The organism is Aminobacter anthyllidis (genome assembly GCF_018555685.1).
In the GTDB taxonomy this organism is placed as follows: domain Bacteria; phylum Pseudomonadota; class Alphaproteobacteria; order Rhizobiales; family Rhizobiaceae; genus Aminobacter; species Aminobacter anthyllidis.
This window is the reverse complement of the sequence record NZ_JAFLWW010000010.1, coordinates 157,056-170,570: the sequence shown is the minus strand read 5'-3', so window position 1 is coordinate 170,570 and position 13,515 is coordinate 157,056. Positions and strand designations below refer to the sequence as shown.

Sequence of the window (13,515 nt, the reverse complement as noted above, 5' to 3'; positions counted from 1 at the left end):
CGTGACGGAGGGGCCTTCCCTTCTGCTATGAGGGTTCTACTCCGCCTTCAGCCTGTCATAGAGCAGCTTCAGCACCGCGGCGCTCTCGACCTTAAGCGCCACCGAAACCGACGCGCCGTCTTCGGCAACTGTCAGCGCCCCGGCGTCGCGGGTGGTGCCGGTGTCGACCGCAAGCTTCAGCGTCTCACAAGTGAACAGTCCCTCGTCCAGCGCCAGCAGCATGACGCAGGGGTCGTGCAGCGGCCGGCTCTCGCCACCTGTGGTCGACTGGAAATAGGCCTCGATCAGCGAACCCGAAGCCACAGCCGCCGGCACGCCGGAGTTCTGCAACATCGCGGTGTCGTAGCGCGTGGCGCGCACCTTGCGGGTGACGTCGAGCGGGATCAGCGTGAAGTCGAGCCCGGCAGCGAATACGATCTCGGCTGCCTCCGGATCGGCGGCGATGTTGAACTCGGCGCGCGGGCCGATGTTGCCCGGCTCGTAAACCGCACCGCCCATGGCGATGACACGGCCGATGCGTCGGGCAGCCCCGGGATGTTCGGTGACAAGCCGGGCGATGTTGGTGAGCGGGCCCAGCGCCAGGATGTCGATGGTGCCGGCTTCCGCTGCCTGCAGCGTATCGCGCAACCAGGTCACGGCATCACCGGCCACGGGCTTCGCCAGCGGGTCGGGGAAGGCGACGCCGCCGAGGCCGTCATTGCCGTGGATGTCGGCGGTGTCGAAGCCTTTTCGCGACAGGGGACCGGCGGCGCCGGCGACCACCGGCACGTCGACACGGCCTTCGAGCGCCAGGATGCGGCCGGCATTGCGCGTCGTCGTTGCGATGCCGATGTTGCCGGCGACGGTGGTGATGCCGATGACGTCGAACTCGGCCGACTTCAGCGCCAAAAGGATCGCCACCGCATCGTCGATGCCGGGATCGGTGTCGATGATCACCTTGCGGGTGGGGTTCTGCTGCATGCCGCGACCTTTCATTCCAAATCAAGTCCGACTGGCTTCACATCATCGCAACGGGGGAATCAAGCCGAAATGCTTGTCCCAGCGCCGCCCGACCGCTGTATGCTGGCACAGCGAAAACCGGTTCCGATTTCGACAACGATGCATTAGAGGCGGCACCATGACCAACACAGCTCCCTTGCCCGCCGATCTCCTCATCGAACCCGCCGACGAAATCCTGATCCGGCAGGACCTTGTGCTGACGGCACTCGGCAAGCGCGAGGCCGATCGCCTCGTCCAATTCGGCCGCGTGCTCGACGTGCACACCGGCACCTGGATGGACGATTGCGAGGTGGCGATCCGCGGCCGACGCATCGCCTATGTCGGCCCCGCCGGCAGCTTCCCGGGCACCGCGCGCGAAACAATCGACCGCACCCATCTGGCCGCCGTGCCGGGCTTCGGCGAGGTGCACAAGCACATCGAAAGCTCGCATCTGACGCCAGAGCATGAGGCGGCGCTGGTCATGCCGCGTGGCAACACCTGGACCTGCGAGGCGAGCCACGAATTCTCCAACGTCAACGGCCCCAACAATCTCGAATTCTGGCTGACGGCGCGCCGCGCCGGCTCGCCGATGAAGATCTTCCCGCTGCCCGGCTCGGCCGTGCCGCCGACGGCCTATGAAGGCGGCGGCGGCCATTTCGGCTATGCCGAGCAGGTCGGCTTCCTTGGCGAAAGCACGATGGTCGCCGGCCTCGACGAGGTCATGGACTGGCCTGCCGTCTGGAACCCCGAGAACCCGTCCTACGGCCGGCTCTGGGGCATGATCCAGGCGACCTTCGAGAAGCGCGGCGTGGTCGAAGGCCATGGCGCCGGCCTGCGCGACCTGGCCTCGATCAATGCCTTCGCCGCCGCCGGCCTGTCTTCCGACCATGAGGCCTGGACGCCCGAGGAAGCATGGGACAAGCTCAGGCGCGGCATCTTCATCGAGATCCGCCCCCATTCGATGCCCGACATCATCAAGGGCCTGCTTGAGCGCGGCCTGCGCGACTGGAGCCAGGTGGCGTTCGCCACCGACGACCGCAGCGCCTCCGACACGCTGAAGATGGGCGCGACCGACCACAATGTCCGGCTCGCCATCGAAAGCGGGCTTTCGCCCGAAATCGCCTACCAGTGCGTGTCGATCAACCCGGCGCGGCACATGCGGCTGACGCCCTTCGTCGGTTCCATCGCGCCCGGCCGCTTCGCCGACATGGTGCTGCTCGACAAGGCAGCGAGCGTGTCGATCGCGGAGGTCTGGGCCGACGGCGAGCAGGTTTCCGAAGGCAAGACTTTCACCGGTCACCTGCCTGATATCGACTGGCCCGACTGGGCGACCAAGACGGTCAATGTCGGCCGCAAGCTGACGGCCGGGGACTTCGCGATTGCCGCCGAACCGGGCCGCGAGACGATGCAGGCGGCCCTGCTGCGCCCGTTCCACTGGGACGACAATTTCATCACCACCGAGTTGCCGGTGGCGGATGGCGAGGTGCAGCGCGACAGCGACCGCAACATCACCAAGTTCGCCGTCGTCGACCGCTACTCGGGCAAGGGCCGGGTGGCCAAGATGTTCTGGCTTGGCTGCGGCCCGAAGACGCCCGACACGGCGGTGGGCTGCACGGTGGCGCACGACCAGCACAACATCTGGGTCGTCGGCTCGTCCGACGCCGCCATGGCCGAAGTGGTCAACCGCATCTCCGAAAATCAGGGCGGCTGGGCTTTGGTCACCGGGGGCAAGGTGGTGGCCGACGTGCATTACGAGGTCGGTGGTCTCATGACCAACCGCCCGGCCGAAGCGCTCGATGCCGAGATGGAAAAGCTCTACGCCGAGGCCAACAAGATCGACTGGCTCTACGAGCCGACATTCTCGCCGCGCTGGTTCCCCGGCTTCCCCGAGCGCCTGCAGTTCGCCACGCTGACCTGCGCGCCCTGGCGCTGGGTGCTGGTGGCGCCGACGGATGCCGTGCCGCAAGGGTTCGTCAACGTGCAAACGGGCGAAAGCCACAAGGTGGTCTGGTAGGGCGAAGCTTTAGGTGCGTCCTTCGAGGCTCGCCCGTTGGGCGAGCACCTCAGGATGAGGACAGTGGGTGCGATCTCCCCAAAAAACCCTCATGGTGAGCCTGTCGAACCATGAGGGACTTGGCGCCGGTGCCGAAGATTGTGCCTGGCGCCCTCGTGGTTCGACAGGCTCACCATGAGGGCTGCTGATACGGTTTCGCTCGAAAGCCCCCTCTCCGTCGAACCAGCGGACAACCAAGCTAGAGAACAACCAAGTCCGCGAAATCGGCGGCGCCGCCGCCCCTCATCCTGAGGTGCGAGCCCGCTAAACCTCCATCCAGTCGCGAAAACCATCGGCGGGCGAGCCTCGAAGGACGCACCCGCCAACCACCTCAGCCCTTGTCTTCCGCAAACGCCGCCAGGATGCGGGCCCAGGAGCGGATGCCTTTGCGGAAGCTTGTCAGGTCGTACTTTTCGTTCGGGCTGTGGATGCGGTTGTCGAAGCGGGCGAAGCCGATCAGCAGCGAATCCATGCCGAGCTTTTCCTTGAAGGCGGAGACGATCGGGATCGAGCCGCCGCTGCCGGCAACGGCCGCCTCGCGCTGCCATTCCTCGGTCAGCGCACTGAGCGCCTTGGTGAGAAAATCGCCGTCGATGGGCATCACGGTCGCGGCACTGGCGCCGTGGTCGATGAACTCGACCGAGCAATCGGCGGGAATGCGGGCGCGGACATGGGCGTGGAAGGCCTCGCGAATCTTCTGGGGATCCTGGCCGGCGACGAGACGGAACGAGATCTTGGATTGCGCCTTGGCCGGGATGACGGTCTTGAAGCCCTCTTCGGTGTAGCCGCCGATGATGCCGTGGATCTCGCAACTCGGGCGCGCCCAGACCTGTTCGAGCACGGAACGGCCGTTTTCGCCGGCGGGGATCGAGAGGCCAATGTCGCCCAGGAAACCCTTGTCGTCGAAAGGCAGGCGCTGCCACTGCGCCTTGATCGCCTCCGGCAATTCGCGCACGCCGTCGTAAAAGCCTTCGACGGCGACGCCGCCGTCAGGCGTACGCAGGCTCGAAACGATGTCGGACAGCACCTGCAGCGGGTTGCGCGCGGCGTTGCCGTAGATGCCCGAATGCAAGTCGCGGTTGGAGCAGGAGATGACGATCTCCTCCTTCAGCACGCCGCGCAGCATGGTGGTCACCGCAGGCGTCTCGGCATCCCACATGTCGGTGTCGCAGACCAGCACGACGTCGGCCTTGAGCTCGGCGCCCGTCGTGTCGAGGAAGGGTGGCAGGCTCGGGCTCGAAATCTCCTCCTCGCCCTCAAGCAGCACCGAGACCTGGATCGGCAGGCTGCCGGTGACGGCCTTCCAGGCGCGGCACGCCTCGACGAAGGTGAGCAGCTGGCCCTTGTCGTCGGAGGCGCCACGGGCAACGATATGGGTCTCGCCGTCGGGCTGCGGCACCAGCTTGGGCTCGAACGGATCGGAGTGCCACAGCGCCAGCGGGTCGACCGGCTGGACATCGTAGTGGCCGTAGAACAGAACGTGCGGCCCCTGCCCCGTGCGGTCATGGCCGACCACCATCGGGTGGCGCGCGGTCGGGCGCACCGACGCGTCGAAGCCGAGCTGCCCAAGCTCCTTCGTCAGCCATTCGGCGGCGCGCTTGCAGTCGGCGGCATGCGCCGGATCGGTGGAAACAGAGGGAATGCGGATCAGGTCGAACAGGCGCTCCAGGCTGCCGTCGATGTTGGCGTCGACATTGGCAAGCACCTCTTCGAGGCGTGCCGAGGCTTCTGATCTGTTCATGACTTTGTCCTTCTCTATCGTATCTTGATGCAATTCCGGACGGAAACCCGCGTCACAGTTTTCCTGGAATTGCTCTAGCCAGCAGCATCGATACGGGCCATCTCTGCCTTGAAGCTCTGCGCCACCTGCAGCGCGTCGCGCAGTACCTTCTTGCGTTCGAGGCTCAAGACCTCGCGGTCGCGCATCAGCCAGTCGCCGCCCACCATGACGTCGCGCACGTCGGTCGGCAGGGTGGCGAAGACCAGCGTCGAATAGATGTCGTAGACCGGCTGCTGGCGCGGCGACGACAGGCTGACGCGGATGACGTCGGCCTGCTTGCCCGCTTCGAGCGAGCCGACCTTGGCGTCCAGTCCCAGCACCTTGGCGCCATCGCGGGTGGCCATGCGCACGACGTCGACCGAGGCCATCGGCTTGCGGCTGTGGCCGAGCAGCTTTGCGAACATCGACACCGGCGCGAACTGCGAGAACAAGTCGAGCGTGTTGCCGCTCATCGCGCCATCGGTCGAGATGCCGACCGGGATGCCGGCCTTGCGCATCGCCTCTACGGGCGCGATGCCCCGCCCGGCCTTGCCGTTGGAGCGGGCATTGTGGGCGACGCAGACCTGGGCATGGGCCATGCGCTCAATGTCGGTTGCGTCGACATGCAGGCAGTGGGCGCAGATCAGGCCCTTGCGCAGCAGGCCGGCTTTCTCGACAACCTCGACCGGACGCATGCCGTGGGTTTTTTGGGCCCACTCCATCTCGGCGTCGCTCTCGGCGAGATGCATCTGCACGGGCACGTCAGGGTGATCTTCGGACCAGCGGGCGATGCGTTCCATCGTTGCCATGCCGGTCGAATAAGGCGCGTGCGGCGCAATCGACGGAATGACGCGCGCATGGCCCGCGAACTCGGCGACCAGCGCCTCGGTCAGCGCAAAACCTTCGTCGGCGTTCTTATGATCCGGCGGATCGAAGTCGGCGATGGTTTGGCCGAGCACGCCACGGATGCCGGCCTGAGCAACCACGCGGGCCACCTCGGTTTCGAAATAATACATGTCGGCAACCGTGGTGACGCCGCCTTCGATCAGTTCGAGCGCTGCAAGTGCCGTGCCGGCGCGCACCGCCTCGGGCCGAACGAACTTGCGCTCCAGCGGAAGGATGTAGCGGTAGAGCCGGTCGTCGACGTCTTCGCCGAGGCCGCGGAACAAAGTCATTGCCATATGGCAATGCGGGTTGACCATGCCGGGCATGACGAGATCACCGCCGGCATCGACCTGCTCGGCGCCGTCAATTACTGGCGCATCGCCAGAGCCTACGGCCTTGATGACGTCGCCCTCGACATGGATCCAGCCCTTGCCGATGACAGGCATGTCTTCGGTGCAGGGCAGGACGGTGGCGTTGGTGATGACTACCGACATGCGCCAGCCTCCAAGTTCGAGCCCGTTCTACCCCCACCCCTAGCCCCTCCCCACAAGGGGGAGGGGAACAGTTTCACCGCCGTTGCCACCACGCTCGTTGACGATTGGTGCCAGTCGCCGGCAACTCCCCCTGCCCCTTGTGGGGAGGGGTAAGGGGTGGGGGTACCCGAGCGCATAACTACTCCGGCTGCAGCACGCAGCACTGGTCGGGCACCGGCATCAGCTTGGCGGCGCTGCCCGGTTCGAGCGGGCTCGACAGCGCGCCATTGGCGATCAGCATGCCTGCCGCCGTATCGCTCTGGTACTGGTAGGCGCGGCCGAGATAGGTCCTGAGGCCGAGCGTCGCCGGAATGCCTTCGGCTTTGGGATCGGTGCTGACGGCCAGGCCATCCGCACGCGCAGCCAGCACGAACGCATCGGGGATCGCGCCGAAACGCTCCTGCGACAGCTTCAGCTGCGACCCGTCTGGCGTCGTTGCGGTCACGGTCTCGCCGTCGCGCGCCGACACCTTCATCGGCACCAGGTTCTCGAAGCCGACGAAGCGGGCGACAAACGCGTTGGCCGGGCGCTGGTACAACATCTCGGGCGTGTCGAACTGCATGATGCGGCCGGCATTCATGATGGCGACGCGGTCGGAGATCGAAAACGCCTCTTCCTGGTCATGGGTGACGTAGACCGAAGTGGTGCCATTGGCGCGCTGCAGCTGGCGGATCTCGACACGCATGTCGACGCGCAGCTTGGCGTCGAGATTGGACAGCGGCTCATCGAACATCAAAAGCGGCGGCTCGATGACCAGTGCACGCGCCAGCGCCACGCGCTGCTTCTGGCCGCCCGACAGCGCGCCCGGCAGGCGATCGGCGAGCGGCGACAGGCCGACGCGTTCGAGCATCGCTTTCGCGCGCTTCTCACGCTCGGCAGGGGCTATGCCGCGCTGCTTTAGGCCGAAGCCGACATTGTCGAGCACGGAAAGATGCGGGAACAGCGCATAGTTCTGGAACACCAGACCGATGTCGCGCTTGTAGGCCGGCAGCCGCGTCAGGTCCTTGTCGCCGAGGCGGATCGAGCCCGAGGTCGGCTCGAGGAAGCCGGCAATGAGCCGCAGCGTCGTTGTCTTGCCGCAGCCCGAGGCGCCGAGCAGCGAGACGAGCTCGCCTTTGCCAACCGACAGCGACAGGTCCTCCAGCACCTTGGTGGCGCCGTAGTGGGCGGTGAGGTTTTGGACGGTAAGTGCCTGGGTCATATGGTTCTACTTCGCAAGGAAGGTGAGGCCGAGCGTGCGCTCGACGATGGCCATGACTGCGACGGTCAGCAGCATCAGCAGCACCGAGACCGACGCGATCGTCGGATCGAAGAACTGCTCGACATGGGCGAGGATCTGGATCGGCAGCGTCGAGACGCCAGGACCGGTGAGGAACAGCGACGTCGACACGTCGTTGATCGAGGTGATGAAGGCCAGGATGAAGGCCGCGATCACACCCGAGCGGACATTGGGCAGGACGATGGTGAAGAAGGTTTTCACCGGCGGGCTGCCCAGGCTGACGGCGGCTTCCTCGATCGAGAAGTCGAACGACGCCAAGCTGGCCGAGACGACGCGCACGCAATAGGGCAGCACCAGCAGCATGTGGCCGACAAGCAGCGTCAAGAAGATCGGCGTGTCCATGCCCACGGCCACCGACTTGAGCAGCGAGAAGCCGAGCACGATCTCGGGCACCAGGATCGGCAGCACGAATACCGTCGACAGCCAGGTTGGCAGCTTGATGCGGTAGCGGTTGATGGCATAGGCCGCCGGGATGCCGATCAGCAGCGCCAGTCCGGTGGCCAGGAAGGCCAGCTCCAGGGAGGTTATGATGGTGCGCTTGAAGGCGCTGATCGCGAAGATGTTCTCGAACCAGCGCAGCGTCAGGCCTTGCGGCGGGAAGGTCAGGTAGGTGGTGTCGCTGACCGACGCGCCAAGCACGATGATCAGCGGCCCCATCAGAAAGATATAGACCAGGACGGTAAACAGGATCAGCAGGGGGTGGATGCGGCTGGTCATCATGTCGCCATCGGGTTGAGACGCCGCGCAACGCGGCTCATGGCAAGAACGACGGCGACAGTGATCACCACCATGATTGCTGCGATTGTCGATGCGCCGACCCAGTCGAACGACACCATGGCGCGCTGGTACATCAGCGTGCCCATCACCATCTGGCGCTCGCCGCCGAGCAGCTGCGGCGTGGCATAAGCGGTGAACGAACCGGTGAAGACGAGCACCGCGCCGACGATGAGGCCGGGCACGGCCAGCGGCAGGATGACCTGCCGGAACGTGGCAGCCGGCGTGGCGCCAAGCGACGACGAGGCCTGGACGACGTCGTCAGGAATGTTCTCCAGCACGCCGACAAGCGTCAGGATCATCAGTGGCACGAACAGGTAGACCATGGCGACGATGACCGAGCCTTGGGTGTAGAGCATCGACAGCGGCTCGCTGATGGCGCCGATGCCGACCAGGAAGTTGTTGAGGATGCCGTTCTTGCCGAGGATGATCAGCCAGGCGAAGGAGCGGACGACGACGCCCGTCAGCAGCGGAAACACCGCGGCAATGATCAAGAGGCTCTTCAGCTTGCCCGGCGACTTCGACACGACATAGGCGGTGAGGAAGCCGACGACGAGCGAGATGGCGGTGGTCGCCAGCGATATCTCGATGGTGCGCCAAAGCACGGTGCGGCGGAAGCCGCTGTTGAAGAAGGCGATGTAGGGCGCGAAGATGCCGCCGTCCTCGCCGAAGGTCGTGGCGATGGTGGCCGCGACCGGCAGCACCAAAAACACCAATACGGCCAGTGTAGCCGGCCCTGCGAGCCACCATCCGGCAAAGCGTTTCAACATGAAATCTCTTCCAGTTTCCGCGGACAGATGGCGTCCGGGACATCTTGTTGCGGCGTGCTACCCTTCATCGGGCGGCCGCGAAAGGCGCAGAATGCCGCAAGGGCTGTGACAGCGGCAATAAAATGCCTGGGGCGTGGCCCCAGGCACACAATGGCGGGCGGGAAAGCCATGCCTTCCCGCCCCAATCGCAGTTACATGCCGAACACTTCATTCCAGCGATCAACCCAGTCGGTCTTGGCCGCATTGAGCTTCTCGTAATCGACCTGCTTGAGCGAGGCGATCATGTCGGCGCCGTAGGTCCACAGCTTGGCCTGCTCGGGCGTCAGTGTGACGGCCTTGACGACCGGCGCATCGACGCCGTTCTCGGCGGTCTTCTGCTGCACTTCCTGGGACAGTACGAAGTTGATGAACTCGTGCGCGAGTTCGACGTTGGCAGCGCCCTTGGGGATGTTGATGGTGTTCAGCGTGGCGATGGCGCCGTCCGAGAGGTTGGCCCAGGCAGCGGTCGGCACGGCGGCCTGGATCTGGGCGAGCGTGAAGTCCTGGGCGACAGAGGCCGAAATCTCGCCGGTCGAGAACAGGTTCACCAGCTCGGAGCCGGTGTTGTAGTTCTTGACGACATTCGGCTTCAGCGCCTCGATCGCCTTGAAGGCACCGTCGGTATCGGTGAAGGGATCGACGCCGGCATGGGTGCCGGCGATCATCACGGCCATCGGGCCGGCGGTGGTGGTGATGCCCGGCAGCGACAGCGACGCCTTGAAATCTTCCTTCCACAGGTCGTTCCAGGAGGTGACCGGCGCCTTGACCTTGGCGGTGTCATAGATCACGCCGACGCGGCCGATCGTGTAGGCCGGACCGAACTCGCCCTGCGGTGCCTTGGCGAGATCGTAGAGGCCTTCGAGGTTCGGCACCTTCGACTTGTCGATCGGCTGGAACAGGCCTTCCTTGATGCCGATCTGCGAATAGGCGTCGGTGAAGTAGGCGACGTCGACGCCTTCGCCGTTGCGGATCTTGATCTTGTTGAGGCGGTCGGCGTTGTTGCCGGTCTCGAACACGATCTCGCAGCCGCACTTCTCCTTGAACGGCTTGACGATGTACTCGTCGAGCTTGTCACCGTTGAAGCCCCACCAGGAGATGGTCAGGGTCTTGCCCTGGGCGAGCGCCGGCGCGGCGACAAGGGTCGTCGCGAGGCCGGCAACGCCAGCCGCGAGAAGGGTGTGAAGTCGTGTCATGGAAAGCCTCTGTTGTTTGACGCCCTGGCACCTAGGGGCGCACGGAGGGACAATTCAGCCTATTTTCGTGACAGCTAAGGTGCAACTCCAAATGTTGTGCAACGCACATCATAATCTGCCGCATCCTGAGGCGGACAGGCGTTTTCGCGCGACCTCTTGGGCTATTCACGTACCATCGCCGCCTTGCCGCCGCAGGTTGTGAAATGTGAAAGAGCCGGGATATGGTGCCGCGGTATGACCCAGCCTTACGCCCTTGCCAACCAATCGGCCCAGGACAGCGACACCGGCCCGCGCGTGTCCGTGGTGATGACCGTCTACAACGACCTGCGCTTTTTCGATGCTGCGGTCGATAGCGTCCTCGCCCAGGATTTTCGTGACCTTGAACTCGTCGTCGTCGACGACGGTACCGGCCAGACGGAGCTGTTCGACAGCGTCGCCCGTCGCGATCCCCGCATCCGCCTGGTGATCAATCCGACCAACATCGGCACTGCCGCCGCGGCCAATCGCGGCATCGAAGCCTCGCGCGCCGACATCATCGTAAGGCTCGACGCCGACGACATTTCCGAGCCGGATCGCATCGGGCGCTTGGTGGCGGCCCTCGATGAAGATCCCGAGCTCGGGCTGGTTGGCAGCGCCGTGACGTTGATCGACGAAAACGGCCGGGCACTGCAGGTGCGCCCCATGCCGCTGACCGATGTCGACGTGCGCTGGACGATCCTGTTCCAGTGTCCGTTCTATCATTCGACGGTCGCCTTTCGCCGCAGCTGCTACGAGTCAGCAGGACGCTACAGGCCGGAAGAGCTCGTCTCACAGGATCATTATCTGTGGTTCGAGATGCTGCCGCATTGCCGCATGCGCAACCTCGCCGAGCCGTTGACTCGCTACCGCATCAATTCGCAAGGCCTGACAGCCACCAACGCCGTCAGGCCGCGCAACCGCACGCATCGCATCCGTGAAGCGCTGTGGCCAAGGATCGGTCTGACATACGACCTCTATGACGATGCGCTGGCGCTCGAGATCGCCAACTTCCTCAACGGTGGCGATATCGCCAAAGAGCGGCGGACTGCTGCTTATGCTAAGATGTTGACGGTACTGAAGGCGTTCCTGAAGGCCGAGCAGCCCTTTGCGCGCGCCGCCGATGCCGAGGACCGGCGCCGGCTCGGCAAGATCGTCGTCTCCCGCATGCTCCGCAATCCGCCGGGCGGCATGCGCAGCAAACTTGCACTCTACGCACAATGCTTGCCGCTCGCTCCGGGCCGGACTATGGAGGCCGCGGCGAAGCGGCTGACGCGCCCGTTCAGGCAGCGCCGGCCGTAGCCGGTCGTTCCAGCGACCCGCTACACGATGAAGCGGATGGCGCGCTGGATCTCGAAGAAATCCTTGGCGCGGAAGCGCAGCGTGCGCGGGGCCGGATGCTCGACGCCGGGATACCAGCTGCCCCGATAGGCCTCGATCGGGGTGGTGTATTCGACGACCAGCTCGAAGCTGTCGGCGAGCTTCGGCAGGCAGGCCTTGAGGTCGCGCGACAGCGCCTCCTCGACGCCGGCGCGGATCGCCGCGACCGAGGCTTTCGGCGTCAGCGACCTGGTCGCCGGGCCAAAGCCCTCGCTGGTCGCCACGGTGCCGATGCGCGGCACAAGCAGCTTGGCCTCGGCGCACATGCCGGCATCGCCCGCAAGGAACGCCGAAGGCACGCCATAGCGCGCGGCGCACAGCGCATTGAGCGTGTATTCGGACGCCACCTCACCATTGATCAAAAGCCGCGACACCGTGCCGGTCAGCGTATGCGCCAGTGGATTTGTGTCGGTGCCGGCCTTGTTGTGGTAGCCGGTGTAGAGTGTTGCCGAAAAGCTGTCGTCGATGCCGAACATCATCATATCAGGGTGGCCGCTCCAGTCCCTGATGATGCTGACATAGGCCGGCAGCTTCGACAGGATCAGGTTGCGCCCGGTGGAATGCGCGTCCTTGACCAGCACTTCCTTGGCACCGGCGGCTTTCGCGCCCTCGCACGCCGCCACCAGCTCGTCGGTCATGTATTCACGGAACTCGTCATAGGCGGCATGCCCCTTGCGGGCCTCGTCCCAGACGGTGATGCCGGCGGTGCCTTCGATATCGGCGCTGATGAAAACTTTCATGATCGTTTCCTACGGTTTTTACAGAAGCTCGGACATCGACGACAACAGCCTGTCGATCTGGCCTGGAGAATGCTCGGAAAACACCGCCAGCCGCATGCTCGGCACGTCGGACGCGTCGGAATAGCCGCCCGGCTGCTGGACCCTGACGATGATGTCGCGCTCGGCAAGACGGTCGCGCAACAGCTCGAGGTCGGTGACGCCCTTGATGGTGACGATCGGCACCGGCGTGTCGGCGACCTCGAAGCCGAGGCCGCGCAGGCCGTTGCGCATGTGGCCGACATTGCGCGCCAGCCGTGCACGCCTGTCCGTCGTCTGCAGTATCCGCAACGAAGCGGCGGCGGCAGCCGCCAGTCCGGGCGGTGCCGGCGAGGCGCCGCGCATGATCATCGCGTTGCGCGCGATCTTTGCGGCAAGCGCGGCATCACCCGGGACGACACCGCCCAAAGCGCCAAACGCCTTGCTCATCGTGCCGGCGAGGAAGTTACCTTCGCCCTCGAGCCCGGCATGCTGCAGCGAGCCGCGCCCTGTTTCGCCCAGCACGCCGACGCCGTGGGAATCGTCGATGCACAGCAACGCGCCCTCGTAGGGAGCCATCGCCTGCCGGTAGTCGTTCAGCGGCGCCAAGCGGCCAGACGACGGGAACACCCCATCGGTCAACACCGCCGGCCGCTGTTTTGCGGTGACGTGGCGCGCCAACTGCTCGGCAAGGTCGCCGGCATCGGCGTGACGGAATTCGTGCACCGGCTTGCCAAGCGTCGGTATCGCATCGCGGGTGCTGTAATGCGTCGCGGCGTCGATGAAGATGACGTCGAAATCCTCGCGCAGCCCTTGCAGCAGCACCATCGGGCTGGTGTAGCCCGAGATCATGTATACGACCTCCTCGGTGCCGAACCACTCCCGCAGCCGCTCCTGCAGGTCGGCATAGACCTGCATGTGGGCCAGCGTGCCCGGCCCCATGCCATACTGCCTGGTAGCAGTGCAGGCGGCCTCGATCACTTCGGGGTGGCCGTGCAGGCAGAAGTAGGAGGTGCCGCAGTAATAATCGACCTCGCGCCCGCCAATGACCATGCGGGCGCCGATGGGCGATTCCATCTTGAAGGGGACGGTCATGCTGCTG

Annotated in this window: 11 protein-coding genes; 2 read left to right on the top strand and 9 right to left on the bottom strand. The window is 65.1% G+C overall.

From position 1 onward, the window contains the following. Positions 1-36 precede the first annotated feature (36 nt). A complete protein-coding gene (locus tag J1C56_RS27035; protein ID WP_246591989.1) occupies positions 37-960 on the bottom strand; it encodes a nucleoside hydrolase in 924 nt (307 codons plus the stop codon). 157 nt (positions 961-1,117) lie between these two features. Between J1C56_RS27035 and J1C56_RS27030 the strand changes: the two genes are divergently transcribed. Beyond that, positions 1,118-2,992 (top strand): adenine deaminase, encoded by a 1,875-nt coding sequence (locus tag J1C56_RS27030; protein WP_214393088.1) that lies wholly within the window; start codon positions 1,118-1,120, stop codon positions 2,990-2,992. 370 nt (positions 2,993-3,362) lie between these two features. Here J1C56_RS27030 and J1C56_RS27025 read toward each other — a convergent pair whose 3' ends face one another. The 6 genes from J1C56_RS27025 to J1C56_RS27000 form a co-directional block, all read right to left on the bottom strand. Continuing rightward, positions 3,363-4,772 (bottom strand): M20/M25/M40 family metallo-hydrolase, encoded by a 1,410-nt coding sequence (locus tag J1C56_RS27025; protein ID WP_214393087.1) that lies wholly within the window; start codon positions 4,770-4,772, stop codon positions 3,363-3,365. Between the two features lie 74 nt (positions 4,773-4,846). Next, positions 4,847-6,169 (bottom strand): amidohydrolase family protein, encoded by a 1,323-nt coding sequence (locus J1C56_RS27020; RefSeq protein WP_214393086.1) that lies wholly within the window; start codon positions 6,167-6,169, stop codon positions 4,847-4,849. A 178-nt stretch (positions 6,170-6,347) separates the two neighbouring features. After that, complete coding sequence (locus J1C56_RS27015) at positions 6,348-7,409, bottom strand: ABC transporter ATP-binding protein (protein ID WP_214393085.1); 1,062 nt, start codon at positions 7,407-7,409, stop codon at positions 6,348-6,350. Between the two features lie 6 nt (positions 7,410-7,415). Further along, the gene (locus J1C56_RS27010) at positions 7,416-8,207 is read right to left on the bottom strand and encodes an ABC transporter permease (protein ID WP_214393084.1); all 792 of its coding nucleotides are present in this window, start codon (positions 8,205-8,207) and stop codon (positions 7,416-7,418) included. Beyond that, complete coding sequence (locus tag J1C56_RS27005) at positions 8,204-9,028, bottom strand: ABC transporter permease (protein WP_214393139.1); 825 nt, start codon at positions 9,026-9,028, stop codon at positions 8,204-8,206. The genes J1C56_RS27010 and J1C56_RS27005 overlap by 4 nt, the downstream gene beginning before the upstream one ends. 194 nt (positions 9,029-9,222) lie before the next feature. Then, positions 9,223-10,263, bottom strand: a complete 1,041-nt coding sequence (locus J1C56_RS27000; protein ID WP_214393083.1) for an ABC transporter substrate-binding protein — start codon at positions 10,261-10,263, stop codon at positions 9,223-9,225. Between the two features lie 234 nt (positions 10,264-10,497). Between J1C56_RS27000 and J1C56_RS26995 the strand changes: the two genes are divergently transcribed. Beyond that, on the top strand, positions 10,498-11,580 hold the full coding sequence (locus tag J1C56_RS26995) for a glycosyltransferase (RefSeq protein WP_214393082.1): 1,083 nt from the start codon (positions 10,498-10,500) through the stop codon (positions 11,578-11,580). A gap of 20 nt (positions 11,581-11,600) precedes the next feature. On the opposite strand, the gene J1C56_RS26990 is transcribed toward J1C56_RS26995, so the two are convergent. Further along, positions 11,601-12,398 carry a M55 family metallopeptidase gene (locus tag J1C56_RS26990; RefSeq protein WP_214393081.1) on the bottom strand — a complete coding sequence of 266 codons (798 nt, stop codon included), beginning with the start codon at positions 12,396-12,398 and terminating at the stop codon, positions 11,601-11,603. Between the two features lie 18 nt (positions 12,399-12,416). After that, a complete protein-coding gene (locus J1C56_RS26985; protein ID WP_214393080.1) occupies positions 12,417-13,508 on the bottom strand; it encodes an aminotransferase class I/II-fold pyridoxal phosphate-dependent enzyme in 1,092 nt (363 codons plus the stop codon). Positions 13,509-13,515: the final 7 nt, after the last annotated feature.